At 72.6% G+C, this 15,509-nt stretch carries 13 protein-coding genes and 1 pseudogene; 9 read left to right on the top strand and 5 right to left on the bottom strand.

Annotated elements, in window-relative coordinates; all coding sequences use genetic code 11:
• Positions 1 to 219 precede the first annotated feature (219 nt).
• Both ACIP79_RS34980 and ACIP79_RS34975 read left to right on the top strand, forming a co-directional pair.
• The gene (locus ACIP79_RS34980; RefSeq protein WP_401230003.1) at positions 220 to 486 is read left to right on the top strand and encodes a WhiB family transcriptional regulator; all 267 of its coding nucleotides are present in this window, start codon (positions 220 to 222) and stop codon (positions 484 to 486) included.
• A gap of 96 nt (positions 487 to 582) precedes the next feature.
• On the top strand, positions 583 to 4,164 hold the full coding sequence (locus ACIP79_RS34975) for a hypothetical protein (RefSeq protein WP_401230000.1): 3,582 nt from the start codon (positions 583 to 585) through the stop codon (positions 4,162 to 4,164).
• A gap of 155 nt (positions 4,165 to 4,319) precedes the next feature.
• Here the strand turns inward: ACIP79_RS34975 and ACIP79_RS34970 are convergent, their stop codons facing one another.
• The 3 genes from ACIP79_RS34970 to ACIP79_RS34960 all read right to left on the bottom strand — a co-directional run bounded on the left by ACIP79_RS34970 (position 4,320) and on the right by ACIP79_RS34960 (position 8,104).
• Complete coding sequence (locus tag ACIP79_RS34970; protein WP_401229997.1) at positions 4,320 to 5,297, bottom strand: acyl-ACP desaturase; 978 nt, start codon at positions 5,295 to 5,297, stop codon at positions 4,320 to 4,322.
• 243 nt (positions 5,298 to 5,540) lie between these two features.
• The gene (gene ddaH / locus ACIP79_RS34965; RefSeq protein ID WP_401229994.1) at positions 5,541 to 6,317 is read right to left on the bottom strand and encodes a dimethylargininase; all 777 of its coding nucleotides are present in this window, start codon (positions 6,315 to 6,317) and stop codon (positions 5,541 to 5,543) included.
• A gap of 152 nt (positions 6,318 to 6,469) precedes the next feature.
• Positions 6,470 to 8,104, bottom strand: coding sequence for an ABC-F family ATP-binding cassette domain-containing protein (locus ACIP79_RS34960; protein ID WP_401229992.1), 1,635 nt, complete (start codon positions 8,102 to 8,104; stop codon positions 6,470 to 6,472).
• 374 nt (positions 8,105 to 8,478) lie between these two features.
• On the opposite strand from ACIP79_RS34960, the gene ACIP79_RS34955 reads away from it, so the two are divergent.
• Positions 8,479 to 9,159: a GPP34 family phosphoprotein gene (locus ACIP79_RS34955; protein ID WP_401229989.1), complete on the top strand. Its 681-nt coding sequence runs from the start codon at positions 8,479 to 8,481 to the stop codon at positions 9,157 to 9,159.
• Between the two features lie 447 nt (positions 9,160 to 9,606).
• Positions 9,607 to 10,452 (top strand): isocitrate lyase/phosphoenolpyruvate mutase family protein, encoded by an 846-nt coding sequence (locus ACIP79_RS34950; RefSeq protein WP_401229986.1) that lies wholly within the window; start codon positions 9,607 to 9,609, stop codon positions 10,450 to 10,452.
• A 66-nt stretch (positions 10,453 to 10,518) separates the two neighbouring features.
• Here ACIP79_RS34950 and ACIP79_RS34945 read toward each other — a convergent pair whose 3' ends face one another.
• Positions 10,519 to 10,935, bottom strand: a complete 417-nt coding sequence (locus tag ACIP79_RS34945) for an SsgA family sporulation/cell division regulator (protein WP_383689580.1) — start codon at positions 10,933 to 10,935, stop codon at positions 10,519 to 10,521.
• A gap of 316 nt (positions 10,936 to 11,251) precedes the next feature.
• Here ACIP79_RS34945 and ACIP79_RS34940 point away from each other — a divergent pair, with 316 nt between their 5' ends.
• From ACIP79_RS34940 to mmpA, 4 genes and pseudogenes are all read left to right on the top strand, one after another.
• Positions 11,252 to 12,313, top strand: coding sequence for a WD40/YVTN/BNR-like repeat-containing protein (locus tag ACIP79_RS34940; protein ID WP_401229984.1), 1,062 nt, complete (start codon positions 11,252 to 11,254; stop codon positions 12,311 to 12,313).
• 3 nt (positions 12,314 to 12,316) lie between these two features.
• A pseudogene (locus ACIP79_RS34935) lies at positions 12,317 to 12,586 on the top strand (plasmid stabilization protein); the annotation flags it as partial.
• A gap of 111 nt (positions 12,587 to 12,697) precedes the next feature.
• Positions 12,698 to 13,387, top strand: a complete 690-nt coding sequence (locus ACIP79_RS34930) for an endonuclease V (protein WP_401230094.1) — start codon at positions 12,698 to 12,700, stop codon at positions 13,385 to 13,387.
• 96 nt (positions 13,388 to 13,483) lie between these two features.
• A complete protein-coding gene (gene mmpA, locus ACIP79_RS34925) occupies positions 13,484 to 13,630 on the top strand; it encodes a morphogenic membrane protein MmpA (RefSeq protein ID WP_387187242.1) in 147 nt (48 codons plus the stop codon).
• Between the two features lie 85 nt (positions 13,631 to 13,715).
• Here mmpA and ACIP79_RS34920 read toward each other — a convergent pair whose 3' ends face one another.
• Positions 13,716 to 14,927 carry a saccharopine dehydrogenase family protein gene (locus ACIP79_RS34920; RefSeq protein ID WP_401229981.1) on the bottom strand — a complete coding sequence of 404 codons (1,212 nt, stop codon included), beginning with the start codon at positions 14,925 to 14,927 and terminating at the stop codon, positions 13,716 to 13,718.
• 123 nt (positions 14,928 to 15,050) lie between these two features.
• On the opposite strand from ACIP79_RS34920, the gene ACIP79_RS34915 reads away from it, so the two are divergent.
• A complete protein-coding gene (locus ACIP79_RS34915; RefSeq protein WP_401230092.1) occupies positions 15,051 to 15,425 on the top strand; it encodes an MmcQ/YjbR family DNA-binding protein in 375 nt (124 codons plus the stop codon).
• Positions 15,426 to 15,509: the final 84 nt, after the last annotated feature.

Below are 15,509 nucleotides of genomic sequence, written 5' to 3'. Positions count from 1 at the left end.
GCGCGGCGGTTCGGGGCGGCTTCGGCGTTCCCCGCTCACGGAGTCGGCGCGCGGCACGATCGTCGGCGAAATACGGCGACCGTGCCGCGCGCCGCCGTGCGGGGCCGGTGCCGAGCGGGCCATCATCACGGAGGTCACCGGGGCTGTGCGCCGCCGTGCGGGCATGGCGTTGATGAAGCGTTGATCGAACGTTTTTCGCCGACCGGCACGATCCTCGCCATGCATACAGACACCGATACAGACACCGTCACCGACGCCTCGCCGGACATCGACTGGCAGGATCAGGCGCTGTGCGCGCAGACCGGGGCCGAGTTCTTCTTCCCCGAGCCGGGCAGCTCCGTCCGCGAGGCGAAGCGCATCTGCGGAATGTGCGCGATGCGTCCCGCCTGCCTCGACTACGCCCTCGACAACGACGAGCGCTTCGGCGTCTGGGGCGGCCTCTCCGAGAAGGAACGACTCAGCCTCCGGCGCGCGGAACGAAACTGACCCGATACCTCATCAGGGCGCACCCCCGGCCCGACGTATACCCGCGGATCGGAAATCGGTCCGCGCCGCGCGTACCGAGCAGGCACAATCCCCGGCATGACCCGCAGCCCGCAGCAGCACGCCGAAAGTTTGCTGAACGCGCTCGAACCCCTCGACCACCCGCGTCGCATGCGTGAACTGGCCCTGTGGGCACGGGAGTCGGACCAGCTGCGGCCGGTGCTGGACACCCTCGAAACCCGGGGTCCCTACGAACGCGGGATCGCCGTCGTCGCCGCGTCCGCCGGGCGGGACGCCGAGTGGATCGCGCGCCGTCTGGCCGACCCGGACGCCTTCGTGCGCGGACACGCGCTGCGTGTCGCCGAGAGCCTCCGGCTACCCGACTCCGCCTTCGAGTCGGCGCTCGACGAGGCGCCGGAGAGGGTACGCCGAGAACTGCTGCGCGCGATCGTCGCGGGGCGGCGCACCTCGCTCGCCGACCGGCTGGTGGACACGCTGCGCGCCAACTGGGGCGAGGCGGAGGCCGCACGGCTGCTGCCCGGCTGCACCGCGGAGACGGTCGTCCGTCTGCTGCCCGAACTCTTCCACGCCGTCACCGGCTGGAAAACACTGGGCAGACGGCATCCGGGCACTCTTCTCGACACCGCGGAGCGGGAGTTGAGCGCGCTGCCCGAGGCGATGCGTGACACCTGGTGGGAGCGGTACACCCGCGGCGTGGCCTCCGCGGTCGCCGCCGAGCCGCTCCGCGTACTCGAACTGCTGGAACGCTACGGGCCACCCGCGGCCCTGCCGAGCGGACTCCGCGACCGGTTGGCCCAGTTCGCGTCAGCCGACCCGGGCCGGCTGCTGAGATTCCTGCTGACTCCGCCCGGACTGACCGCGCTGCGCAACCGCACTCCGAGCCCCGCCGTGATGCGCCGGCTGGCCCGCTCCGGAGCACCCGAACTCGCCCTGTACGCACAGGTGCTGGCCGAGCGGGGCGAGCTGGCGCCCCTGCTGGAAGCGCTGCCACCCGGCCGGCGCCACGCCTGCTACCGGGCCGCGCACGAAGGCCGGGGAGCAGCAGGACGTGCCACCGCCTGGGGAGTCGGACAGGACGGCGTGGACGGCGTCGCACCCGCGACCGTCGACGCGGTCGTCCTCGAAGCCCTGCCGCGCAGCTGTGTCGCCGAGGAGGCCCGGCGGATGGCCGCCGTCGCCCGTGAAAGCGGCGCCCCGTGGAACACCCTTCTGCTCGCCGAATCCTTCCTGCCGGTCGATGAGGTGCGCGAGCGGCTCACCGAGGCAACCCGCCGCCCCGCTGCCGAAGACCGCGCCCAGGCCTGGGCGTTGCTCGTCGCCAACGCGGCCCGCTCCGGAGACCCCGCGGCCGTCACCTTCGTACTGGAGGAGATGGAGCGACTGCGCAACGAACAGGACCCGGTGCGCTCGGCCGCCCTGCACGCACTGTCCGCGGTCCGGCCCACGCTGTTCACCGAGGACGCCGAGCCGTACCTCGACCGGATCACCGCGGACGCCGTCGAGGCCCCCGACTCCTCGCCCGCGACCCGGCAGAACCTCAGCCGGCTCGCCGTACTCGTCCTGCGCGAGCACGCGGCGGGCGGACAACGTGACCTGGTGAACTGGGCGTTGCGCACCCTGGTCCGGATCACCGGCAACACCGGGGGCGCCGACCTCGGCCGGCTCGACGCCACGCTGCGCCGCGGTCAGGAGCACCAGGTGTACGAGGCGCTGCGCCCGTGGATCGAGGCGGGCGCCGAACGGATGGACTTCAGCCTCGCCTTCGCGCTCGCCCGAGCCGTGGGTCGTCGCGCCGCGGGAATGCCCGAGTTGCAGCAACTCCTTTGGCAGGCCGTCCGTTACGGCGGCGACGGCACCGCGCGAACGGCGATCGGCCTGTGGCTCGACCCGCCTGCGTCACGGGACGAGCGGGTCGCGCGGATTCTGGCGCGGGAGCCCTCCGCCGCCGCGCTGTGGCCGGTCCGCGAGATCCTCACCCGGCGCCGCACCGACCTCCTCGACCCGCTGCTCGCGCAGAGCCCGCCGTACGGTCGCTTCCTCACCAAGGACACGGTCTGGACCGCACCGGTCGGCCCGGACGCCCGGCGCTGGACCTCGCGGCAACACCTGGCCGCGGCACGGCAGTTGGCCTCGGTTGCTGACGACGTGGGACTTCCCTCGTACCAACGGGCTGCCGCCGTCGCGCAAGGCGCGTTCGTGCCCGGTGGGGGCCCGGAACTCGTACGCCGCTGGACCGGTTCCGAGGAGGTGGTGCTCGCCGAGGCGGCCCTCGCCGCGCTGGCCCGCACCGACCGGCCGGCCGACGCGCTGCCCGAACTGCTGGCGCACGCGGGCGGCGACCGCGCCCGGGTCGCCGTCTACGCGGCGAAGGAGGCGTCCCGGTACGAGGCGCCGTCGCGGCTGGCCGAGCGGTTGCGGGCCGTGCTGCTCGGGCCGGGCGCCAAGGTGACCAGCCGGAAGGAGGCCGTGCGGCTGGCCGCCGTACGGCTGCCGTTGCCGTGGGCGGCGCGGCTGGTGACCGAGGTGTACGCGGCGCCGGGCGCCCACGTCGACGTCCGCGCCGCCTGTGTGGGCGGCGCGGTCAGACTGCTCTCCGAGGAACCGGTCTGGGATCTGCTGCGTGACGCCGCGGGTGCCGAGTCCGTCCTGCGTACCGCCGTCCTGCGCACCTCGCCCCTCGAACTGCCCGAGTCCCTCCGCGAACGCTACGCCCGCCTCATCCGCGACGTCTGCTCCACCGACGACCCCCACACGGCCGCCCTCGCCTTCGACGCGCTGGCCCGCTGGGCACCCTGGTCCCCGGACGCCCCGGGCGTCCTCGCCGACGCGACCACCGACCTGACGGAACGCGCCAGCTGGCGAGCCGCGGCGAACGGCCTGGTGACCGCGTCGGCCGGTTCGGCGCGGGGTGCCCAGGGGCTTCGGCGGGCGCTGAGAACACTCGCCGAGGCGGACGGCCGGTGCGCGGCCGTCGCCGGGCATGCGGGGAACGGTCCCGGCGGAAGCGCTGGAGCGGCCGGCTCGAACGAGGCCGGAGAACGCCTCTACCGACCCGCGTGGGAACACTCGGAGGCCGCCGCAGCGACCGTCAGGCGCCCCGCTGCCGGTCCGGAGGCCGACACCAGCGCCGACGCCGGCGAACGCCGGGACCGTCCCGCTCGCCGACGTGTCGAGTACCTCGTCGCCCGCCTCGCAGAGCACGCGTGCGCGGCACCGGGGCCGATCCGCCCCGCGGCTCTCGCCGCGGGCGACCTGCTCGCCGGATACGACGCGTTCGTGCCCCAGGCGGCTGCGATCACCGCGGCCCACCTGGACCTGGACCTGGACCCGGACCTGGACGCCGAGCCGGGGCAACTGGACAGCCTGGCCGCCCTCACCACCGGCCGCCCGGCCCTCGCCGCCCGTACGGCGGCGGAACTCGGCGAGCGACTGAGGGCGCACCCGCACGAGGGTGACCCCGAGGCACTGCTCGGCGCGGCCCGGCGCCTGACCGCACACGGCGGCCACAGCGAGGGCCTGCTCGCCGCCGCCCTCACCGACGCACTCGGCACCCGCACCGGCTGGTCCGCCCCCTGGCGCCAACAGCTGAGAACGCTTCGCCACCATCCGCTGGCCGACGTACGGGACGCGGCACTGGACCTGGTGACGGCGCACGAGTGACGTGAACTCGGGGAAAAGTTCGAGCGGGCGGCACCTGTCTCCCGGGCCGCTGAAAGCGCCGCGCCGCCATCCGGTGGCCGACGTGAAGGACGTGGCGGTGGGCCGGATGGCGGCGTACGGGCGAGGTGGGGACCGCGGGGTGCGGGTGTGGTGGGTCAGCCGGCGGCGCGGGCCGCCATGCGGGCCTTGCGGGCCGCGAGCTTCTCGTCGAACTTGGAGGCTTCGGAGTTGAGACCGCCCATGTAGAGGCCGAGCTCCTCCTGGGCCTGGAGGCCCAGCGGGTTGAGGCCGTCGATGTCCAGGACCTTCAGGTGGCGCAGCACCGGCTGGAGCACGTCGTCGTGGTGGATGCGCATGTTGTAGACCTCGCCGATGGCCATCTGCGCGGCGGCACGCTCGAAGCCGGGCATGCCGTGGCCGGGCATCCGGAAGTTGACGACGACGTCGCGCACGGCCTGCATCGTCAGGTCGGGGGCGAGCTCGAACGCGGCCTTCAGGAGGTTGCGGTAGAAGACCATGTGCAGGTTCTCGTCGGTCGCGATGCGCGCCAGCATGCGGTCGCAGACCGGGTCGCCCGACTGGTGGCCGGTGTTGCGGTGCGAGACCCGGGTCGCCAGCTCCTGGAAGGCGACGTACGCCACGGAGTGCAGCATCGAGTGGCGGTTGTCCGACTCGAAGCCCTCGCTCATGTGCATCATCCGGAACGCCTCGAGCTGGTCGGGGTCCACGGCGCGCGAGGCGAGGAGGTAGTCGCGCATCACGATGCCGTGCCGGCCCTCCTCCGCGGTCCAGCGGTGCACCCAGGTGCCCCAGGCGCCGTCACGGCCGAAGAGCGAGGCGATCTCGTGGTGGTAGCTGGGGAGGTTGTCCTCGGTGAGGAGGTTGACGACCAGCGCGATCCGGCCGAGTTCGGTGACCTTGGACTGCTCCTTGCCCCAGGCCTCGCCGTCCTCGAAGAAGCCGGGGAAGTTACGGGCGTCGCCCCACGGCACGTACTCGTGCGGCATCCAGTCCTTCGCCACTTTCAGGTGGCGGTTGAGCTCGGTCTCGACCACTTCCTCCAGCGCGTACAGCAGCCGAGCGTCGGTCCAGTCGGAGGACGGGCTGGACAGGTGGGGAGAAGTGATCGTCACTGGTGCTCCAGGGGGACGGGGCGGGAACGCAGAGAATACTGAGCGGAGATTCGCAACCTACGGCATCGTAGGCTACGTATCCGTAGGTTACGAAACCGTAGGTTAAGAGCAGTGTAAAGAGTCCCTGATCAGCAGGGGTGTGCGAGCAAGGTTCAGCCCTTTTCGGTGCTCGCCCGACCTCATTCGGCCTCGGCCAGGGAGGCCCAGGTCGCAGGGCCGTACGGGTGTCCCGTTCGCGCTCGTTCAGCCGTACAGCTCCCGAAGTCGGACCGAGAGGCATGTCACACAGCCTTCGAGCTTCTCGAACTCGCCGATGTCCACGAGCACGGGGTCGTGGCCGAGGTCCGCCAGCAGCTCCGCGGTCTTCGGAGCACTGGACGCCATCAGCAGCCGCCCGCCCCCGAGGTCCACGACATGGGCCCCGGACTCCTCCGGCACCGGGAGGAAGCGCGGGAACAGCGACGGCGTGTCCACCTCGGGGATGTGGCCGATCACCGTCCCGTCCGGCAGCGCGGTGACCGCCGACTTCAGGTGCAGCACCTTGCTCACGGGTACGGCGACGACCCGGGCCCCGAGCGGTTCGAGCACCGCCCGCAGCTGCTGGATCCCGGCGGCGTTGGTGCGTCCGCCCCGGCCCACGTACACGGTGTCGCCCACCTTCAGGATGTCACCGCCGTCCAGGGTGCCCGGCTCCCAGATCCAGTTCACCGAGCAGCCCAGCCGTGCCACGGCCTCCTCGACCCCGGGGGTCTCACCGCGCCGGGACTCGGCGCCGGGGCGGGCGATCAGCGCGACGTTGCGGAAGACGACCACCGCGTCCTCGACGAACACGGAGTCCGGGCAGTCGTCGGCCGGATCCACCTCGACGGTCTCCCAGCCGTGCGTGCGCAGGGCCTCCGCGTACGCCTCCCACTGCTCGACCGCGAGATCGACATCCACCTTCTCGCGGTCGAGGTGCGTCACCAGCCCCTCGGCTAGGCGGGGGCTGGGCCGGCGTATGAGGGCTTTCTGGCTGGGCACTTGCGGGTCTCCGAATCGGCAGGGGGCGTCGGCGCACATCATGCAGCGCCGGTCCGCGCCGACAACAGCCCCCAAGGCCCACGCGAGACGATCCCGGGTGCCGCGCGGGGCGGCCCCTGTGATCGAAGCTATGCGGTTCCCCTTACCCGGCGCTATGAGGGATACCCGACAGCTTCCCGCCCGATTTCTTTCAGTTCTCCTCCTTCCATGAGCAGCCGGCGCGTGATTCCGACGGATTCCAGGAACGGCATGTCGTGGCTGGCGATGATCAGCGCTCCTTCGTACGACTCCAGTGCCGAGGTGAGCTGCCGGACGCTCGCCATGTCGAGGTTGTTCGTCGGCTCGTCGAGCAGCAGGAGCTGGGGCGCGGGCTCGGCCAGCATCAGCGCCGCGAGCGCCGCGCGGAAACGCTCGCCGCCGGAGAGCGTCGCCGTGAGTTGGTCGGCCTTGGCCCCCTTGAACAGGAAGCGGGCCAGCCGCGCCCGGACCCGGTTGTTGGTGGCGCCGGGAGCGAAGCGGGCGACGTTGCCGACGACACTCAGTCCGTCGTCGAGGACGTCCAGCCGCTGCGGAAGGAAGCGCAGCGGCACATGGGTCCGCGCCTCGCCGGACACGGCCTCCAGCTCCCCGGCGATCGTGCGCAGCAGTGTCGTCTTGCCCGCGCCGTTGCGCCCGATCAGTGCGACCCGCTCGGGCCCGCGCAGGTCGAACCCGCCGGCCACCCGCGCGCCGTACCTCAACTCCAGGTCCAGGAGGGTGAGTACGGTACGGCCGGGCGGCACCGCCGTGTACGGCAGGTCGACGCGGATCTCGTCGTCGTCGCGTACGGCGTCCACCGCCTCGTCGAGCCGTTCCCTGGCGTCGGCGAGCCGCTCCTCGTGCAGGATGCGGTGTTTGCCCGCGGACTCCTGGGCGGCGCGTTTGCGGGCGCCCATGACGATCTTCGGCTCGCGCTTCTGCTCGAACATCTTCTGGCCGTACTTCTTGCGGCGGGCCAACTTCACCTGCGCGTCGACCAGTTCGCGCTTCTGCTTCTTCAGGTCGGCCTCGGCGACGCGCACCATCCGTTCGGCCGCGTCCTGTTCGCCGGCGAGCGCCTCCTCGTACGCGGAGAAGTTGCCGCCGTACCAGGTGACCTCACCGGAGCGCAGATCGGCGATCTGGTCGACCAGGTCGAGGAGTTCACGGTCGTGGCTGACCACGACCATGACGCCGGACCAGGCCTCGACGGCCGCGTACAGCCGTCGGCGCGCGTACAGGTCGAGGTTGTTGGTCGGTTCGTCGAGCAGGAGTACGTCGGGACGGCGCAGCAGGAGCGCCGCCAGCCGCAGCAGGACCGACTCGCCGCCCGAGACCTCGCCGATGGTGCGGTCAAGGCCGATCCGGCCGAGTCCGAGTTCGCCGAGGGTGGCGAGCGCCCGTTCCTCGACGTCCCAGTCGTCACCCACGACGTCGAAGTGCTCTTCGGACGCGTCACCCGCCTCGATGGCGTGCAGCGCGGTCCGTGTCGCGGCGATGCCGAGCACTTCGTCGACCCGCAGGCCGGTGTCGAGCGTGACGCTCTGCGGGAGGTAGCCGACCTCGCCGGCCACGCGGATCGTGCCGTCGGCCGGGGTGAGTTCGTTGGCGATCAGTCTCAGCAGGGTCGACTTTCCGGAGCCGTTGACGCCGACGAGCCCGGTCCTGCCGGGGCCGAAGGCGACCTGGAGGTCGTCGAAGACGGCGGTGCCGTCCGGCCAGGCGAAGGAGACGGCGGTGCAGGTGACGGCGGTGTGAGTGGTTGACAAGGAGGCCTCGCGGTTTGCCGGATGCGGTCAGGGGCACGTGTGGGAGACACCGCGAGGTGACGACGATCAGGGTACGAGGCGGATCACGGTCCGAGGACGGATGCGGTTCCGAGGACGGTCGCGGGTCCGAGGACGGGTCCGGGTCCGAGGGCCGCGAAAAGGCCCTGTACCGGAGGATGGCTCGTATGCCGAGGTCGCACGCTGCGCACACATGGGCCAGTCAGAACTGGCTGTGTGTGACGCGGTGTCTCAGACCTCAGACGAGCAACGTCCTTCTCCAATCGGCGGCAACAGGACCACGTAACACGGTAGGAGCGGTCCTGACCTCTGTCAAAGGAATTAGCGTGCCCCTCAGACGACACGAAGGAGACCCCGTGCCCGACGGCTCGCTCTCGCTGCCAGCCCGGCTCTACCTGCTCTCCTGGGACACGGCGAAGCTCAAGGTCACCGGCGCGACCCATCTCCACCACCTGGTGCGCGCCGGGGCCCTCACGGAACTCGCGCAGCGCGGACTGCTCTCCGACGTCGAGGGCATCGCGACCCCTGTCGATCCCGACGCCCACACGGGTGACCTGGTCCTCGACGGCCTTCTGGAACTCATCGAGGAGTCCCGGCCACGGAAGTGGAAGGCCTGGGTGACCCTGCGGGCCCGGGTCACCCTGGACGCCGTACGCGCGCAGCTCGCGGCCGAGGGATACCTGCGGGCGGAGAAGAAGCGGGTGCTGGGGCTGTTCCCGTCCGTGGAGTACGAGCTGGAACGGGTGTCCGCTGTGGACGCCCTGCGTGAGGACGCGCGGCGGGTGCTGGTGGGCCCCGAGTCCGTGGCCGACGTCTCGGAGCGGGACGCCGCCGTCGTCGCCCTCGCCGCCGCGGCCGAGCTCCGCACCCTCGCGTCGGGCAAGGACCGCAAACTCCACAAGGACCGCATCGAACAGCTGACCGAACGCAGTGGCGCGGCGGCCCCCGCCCTGAAGAAGGTCATCCAGGAGGTCCGCACCGCGGTGATGGTGGCGGTGACCACCGGAGCGGCGACGAGCGCGACGACGGGCAGCTGACGCGACGGCCGGCAGTCCGCAAGGCGGCGGGCAGCCTGCGTGGTGGCGGGCACCTCGCGCGACGGTCGGGGCAGCCTGCGCGGTGGCTGGCACCCTGTACGACGGCCGGCAGCCTGCATGGTGGCGGGCGCCTTGCGCCACGGTGGGCACCCTGCACGACGGCCGACAGCTGGGGCGACGACGGGCAGCGGACGCGACGGCCGGGGCAGCCTGCGCGACGGCGGGCACCCTGCACGACGGCCGGCAGTCTGCACGGCGGCGGGCAGCCCGCGCGACATCGGGCAGAGTGCACGACGACCGGCAGCCCGCACGGCGCCGGTCAGCTGATGGCCCGGCAGCGGTCGCCGGCCGGCGCCTGCGGACGCGCCTCGGGGCGCCCGCGCACGCCCTCACGTACATGTCGGATTCCCGCCAGCCCCCGCCCTCCTGCGGTGGTTGGCTCGGTGCATGACGAATCCGAATCTCCCCGCCCTCCGTGAGACCGCCGACGCCTTCAGGGCCCTGCATGTACCCGGCCGTCCGCTCGTCCTCCCGAACGTCTGGGACACGGCGAGTGCCCGGATCGTCGAGGAGGCGGGGGCGGCCGCGGTGGCGACGACCAGCGCGGGAGTGGCCTGGGAGCTGGGGAGCGCGGACGGGGACACGCTCGGCCGGGCACGGGCCCTGGGCGCGGTGGAGCGGATCGCCGCGGTGGTCCACGTCCCGGTCAGCGCGGATGTCGAGAGCGGCTACGCGGAGGACGCCGCGGGCGTCGCGGACACCATCAGGGCGGTGCTCGCGGCGGGCGCCGTGGGCGTGAACATCGAGGACGCGTCGCACGCGGAGGGTGGCGGCGAGCCGCTGCGACCGATCGCCGAGCAGGCCGAGCGCATCGCGGCGGCGCGGGCGGCGGCCGACGAGGCCGGGGTGCCGCTGTTCGTCAACGCCCGCGTCGACACCTTCCTGCGGGGCGTGGGCAAGACCGAGGAGACCCTGGAGCGGGCTGGCGCCTTCCTGGCGGCCGGGGCCGACGGCGTCTTCGTACCCGGAGTCGTCGATCCGGCGACCGTCAGGGCTCTCGCCGAGGGCATCGAGGGCCCGCTGAACGTCATGGTGGGCCCCGGGGCGCCGTCCGTCGCCGAACTGGCCGCACTGGGAGTGGCCCGGATCAGCGCGGGCTCGGGCATCGCGCAGGCCGCGCACGCCGTGGTCCGCCGCGCCGCGCGGGAGCTGCTGGACACGGGAACCTACGACTCGCTGGCCGGAGGGCTCGACTACGCCGAACTCAACGCGCTGATGGGCGCCGGCCGCTGAGGGCCGACGGGCGCGGGTCGCTGAGAGCTGACGTGCGCCGGCCGCCGAGCGCGGGCGGGAAGCCGGTCAGCACGGGCCGCGCATGAGCTCCGCGAGGTCGTGGTCCAGGTCCACCTGGAGGTGTTCGAGTCCGGTGGGCACGAGGTCCGTCGTGCGCCCCAGGAACCTCCGCACCTCACCCGAACGCACGTGCACCACCGCGGTGCCCTCGGGAGCGTGGAACTCCAGAACGGTGCGGTCGTAGCCGTACGGCCGCACCCGTACGTCCCCGTAGCCCACCGAGTCCTCCAGCCCCGACACCAGCAGCTCGCGGGCGAACGTCCAGCAGACCTCCACGCCTTCCAGCGTGGCCGGGGCGGGGAAGGTCATACGGACGGCGAAGGGATCGCTCCGGTCGTAGTGCAGAGTGGCGGGAATGCTCGGCATCCGCGGCGCGGCGGCGACGAGGCGGGCCTCTACGGGCTGCTCGATGACGATGGACAACGCCTTGCTCCCTTGTGACAGCTGAACGAACTCCGGGCGGATCAGGCCGGTCGATAACAAAGACGACGGAACGAGCCAACCGGTGTACATGAAACCCAAGTGACCTGTGTCACCGCTTTCATACGTTCCGGTGATCCATCTCTCGTCCTGCCGCCCCGGGACATGGGACGCGCGGTCCCCGGACAACCGAGAGGACACTCGGTCGGGGTCCCGGGGTTCCCGGAGCAGGCCATCTGGACGTCATTGGGGGAGTGGGCTAGCTTCGCCCGCCATGAGGCGCTCGGGAAAGACGCGACGGACGATACGTACGAGTCGGATGGTGGCCGTGGGGCTGTGCGCGGGAGCGCTGGCCGCCGCGCTGACGGCGCCCGCACAGGCTCAGGGGGCGGCGCACGTGACGGGTGGGAAGCCCCACTGGGAGCTGAAGGACAGCGGCACCGACGCCCGATTCCGCGGCCTGTCGGCCGTCAGCGCGAACACCGCCTGGCTGGCCGGTTCGGCCGGCACCGTGCTGCGTACCCGTGACGGCGGCACGACCTGGCGAAACGTCTCGCCGCCCGGCGCGCAGGACCTCCAGTTCCGCGACATCGAGGCCTTCGACGCGCGGCGCGCCGTGGTCCTGGCCATCGGTGAGGGAGAGGCCTCCCGGGTGTTCAGGACCGACGACGGCGGGGCGACCTGGACCGAGTCCTTCCGCAACACCGACGCGAGGGCCTTCTACGACTGCCTCACCTTCTTCGACAGCCGGCACGGCCTGGCGATGAGCGACCCGGTGGACGGCAAGTTCCGGATCCTGTCCACCAGCGACGGCGGGCGTTCCTGGAAGGTGCTGCCCGACGCCGGCATGCCGGCGGCCCAGACCGGCGAGGCGGGCTTCGCGGCGGGGGGACAGTGTCTCGTCAGCTCGGGGCCGCGTGATGTGTGGCTGGCCACCGGCGGGGCGGCACGCGCGCGCGTGCTGCACTCCGCCGACCGGGGCCTGACCTGGACGGCCACCGACACGCCCGTCCCGGCCGGCGACCCGGCGCGCGGTGTCTTCGCCCTCGCCTTCCGCGACCGAGTCCACGGCCTGGCGGTCGGCGGCGACTACCGCCCCGACCAGGCCTCACCGCGGGCGGCGGCCCGCACCTCCGACGGCGGCCGTACCTGGACGACCGCGGCACAGCCACCGCCCGCCTACCGCTCCGGGGTCACCTGGCTGCCGTACAGTCGTACCTCGGCGCTCGCCGTCGGCCCCACCGGCACCGACCTGACGACCGACGGCGGCCGAACCTGGCGCACCCTGGACACCGGCTCGTACGACACCGTGGACTGCGCCCCCGACCTCGGCTGCTGGGCGTCGGGCGAGCAGGGCCGGGTGGCCCGCCTGGAGCGGTGACTGATGCCGGCCCCTGAGCACATCAAGGACAGCGCCCGCGACCGCGGCGAGAGCGAGAAGCGCGCCGAGGAGATCGCCGCCCGCACGGTCGACAAGGAGCTCGCCCCCTCGGGCGAGTCGAAGACGCGAGCCGGACCTCCATCGAGGACATGACGTCCGCCGAGCGCGGCGGTCAGCGCTCGCACAAGGGCGCCCCAGGGCCACGTACGACCAAGTTGTACGCGGGAGGCCGGGCGGCGGCGCGTCCACGGCCGCTCGGACATGAACAGGCAGCCCTGCGGAAGGCGCCGGAAGACAAGGGCTGACCACGGCGGGGCGGGGCGGGGCGACGGCGCGTACCCCCGTGCTCCCGGCCCGCCCCCTGGTCGTACGCTCGTGCCCACCATGACGACCGTACGGATCCCCGCGGGCTGGCCCGCCACCGAGGAGCAGGCGCGCGCCGTGCAGGACGAGTTGCGGGGCCAAGTGGTCCGCGGCGAACCGGGACCGCTGCCCGGCACCGGCCGGGTGACCGGGGTCGACGTCGCCTACGACGACGAGCGGGACGTCGTGGCGGCAGCGGCCGTGGTGCTCGACGCGGTGACGCTGGACGTCGTCGCGGAGGCCACCGCCGTCGGCCGGGTCTCCTTCCCCTACGTCCCCGGGCTGCTCGCCTTCCGCGAGATCCCGACGGTCATGGCCGCGCTCGACGCCCTGCCGTGCGCACCGGGTCTCGTCGTCTGCGACGGCTACGGCCTGGCCCACCCGCGCCGCTTCGGCCTCGCCAGCCACCTCGGCGTGCTCACCGGGCTCGCCACGATCGGGGTCGCCAAGAACCCGTTCACCTTCTCCTACGAGGAGCCGGACGCCCGGCGCGGCAGCACGTCCCCGCTTCTCGCGGACCAGGAGGAGGTGGGCCGCGCCCTGCGCACCCAGCACGGCGTGAAGCCGGTGTTCGTGTCGGTCGGACACCGCACGAGCCTCGACAACGCCTGTGCGCACACGCTCGCGCTCACCCCGAGGTACCGCCTGCCGGAATCCACCCGGCGCGCCGACTCCCTGTGCAGGAAGGCGCTGCGGGAGGCGACCCCCTGAGGGATGCGGGTCGTAGTCTGCGCCCGCGGTCTGAGTACGTGTTCTGAGTACGAGTACGGATGCGTGCGCGTGGTCATGATCGGCAGGCTGTGTCCCATGACGACGCACCGCGCACCCAAGGCCGAAGCCCACCCCACCCAGACCGTCGAGCGCACCGTGATGGCCGCGCTGTTCCTCGCGGTGGTCGCCGGAGTCGCCTGGATAGGCGGGATGATCTACACGGTCTCCGAGTGGTCGTTCTGAGTCTCCGTCGATCTGAGTTCACCACCGGCGACCCACCACCGGCGACCCACCACCGGGCTGAGGCCCTCAGGGCCGGCCCCGAGCCCTACAGGATCGCCGCCACCCGGAACGTGATCCCCGCGCCACGGAGCCGGTCCGTCAGCGCGTCGCCCATCGCCACCGCCGTCGTGACCTGCCCGGCCGTCTTCGGCAGGTGGTCGAAGGCGAGGGAGAGCGCGGACTCGGCCAGCATCTTGGCGGTCTCGCCGTAGCCGGGGTCGCCGCCCGCGACCTCCGTGAAGACGCGGCGTCCGCCGCCCTCGCCCACGAACCGCACCGAGAACCAGCTCTTGGCGCGCCGTGCGGCGCTCGGTCCCTCCCCGGGCTTGAACCGGTCGGACAACCAGCGGCGCGCCGGCGGCAGTTGGGCGGCCGTGAAGAGCGCACCCGTCGCGGCGACGCCTCCCAGCGCGACGGGCAGCCGTTCGACGGCCGCGTAGTGGCGGTAGCTGAAGTCGGGCCCGTACCGCTCCAGGGCCTGCGCCGACCGCCGCACCACCTGGGGGTCGATCGTGGGGAGCGGCAGGGCCCACGCCCCGATCTCCTTCGCGAACCGCGGAGCGCTCGGCGGCGCCGTCGCCCGCCGTCCCATCAGCCGTGGCTCGTGCCGGCGGCGTTCACGTGCCGCGGCCAGCAGCTGCGGGCCGCGGGCGAACTGCCCGAGCGCCGAGGCGAACGTGCCGCCCGAGAACATCGCGTGCGTGCGCACGAACCCGTCGACCCGCAGCGGAACGCCCTCGGGCAGCTGCCGCACGGTGAAGTACGCGCCCAGGTCGTGGGGCACCGAGTCGAAACCGCAGGCGTGCACGAGCCGGGCGCCGGTCTCCCGCGCGCGCGTGTCGTGCCTGACGTACATCAGGTCGACGAACTCCGGCTCACCGGTGAGGTCGACGTAGTCGGTACCGGCGTCGGCGCAGGCGGCCACCAGTTCCTCGCCGTGCAGGACGTAGGGCCCGACCGTCGTGGCCACCACGCACGCGTGGTGGGCGAGTTCGCGCAGCGACTCCGGGTCGGAACTGTCCGCGCGCAGGACGGCGGGCGCGTCGGGGCCGCCGTCCCGGGCGTGGGCGATGCCGGCCAGCCGTTCCCGCAGTCGCTCCAGTTTCTCCGCGCTCCGCCCCGCGATCGCCCAGCGCAGCCCTTCGGGCGCGTGCGCGGCGAGGTACTCCGCGGTGAGTACCCCGACGAACCCCGTGGCTCCGAGGAGCACGATGTCGTACGCGCGGTCCGCGCGATCCGTCCCGTTCGGCCTGCTCATGACACTCCTGCTCGTGAACCGCCCAGCCGTGCGCGAAGCGCCGTTGTCGGTGGCTGAGGCTAGCGTGAGGTACGAGTCATCGGACAGCGAGGTCGGACGACGAGGTCGGAGGCAGCCGTGGCCATGCCGGGGAACACCCTGAAAAAGTGGGGAAAAGTACGAGAGTTCGCGCTCGGCCTGCCCGGCGCCGCCGAGGAGTTCCCCTGGGGTGAGTCCGTCGTCAAGGTCAACAAGAAGGTGTTCGTCTTCCTCGGCGTGGACGACGGCAGTCATCCGCCGGCCGTCACGCTGAAGCTCAAGGACGAGGAGGCGCACGCCCACGCGCTGACCTCGCCCGGCGCCGAGCCCGCCGGTTACGGCCTCGGCAGGTCCGGCTGGGTCCGCATACCCCTGGAGGAGCCGGACGCTCCTGCCGCGGAGCTGCTGTGCGACTGGGTCGAGGAGAGCTACCGCGTGATCGCGCCGAAGAGGCTGGTCGCGGAGCTGGACGCCCGCTGAGGAGTCCCGCCGGGCCGCCCGTGGCCGCGGCGCCCGTCGCCGCGGCGCCGCTCCGGACCGACCGGAATTGAACTAAGCGCTTGC

Source organism: Streptomyces sp. NPDC088747, from assembly GCF_044751025.1.
Lineage (GTDB): Bacteria > Actinomycetota > Actinomycetes > Streptomycetales > Streptomycetaceae > Streptomyces.
The sequence above is the reverse complement of the archived record's forward strand: the minus strand, read 5'-3'. Positions and strand labels throughout refer to the sequence as shown.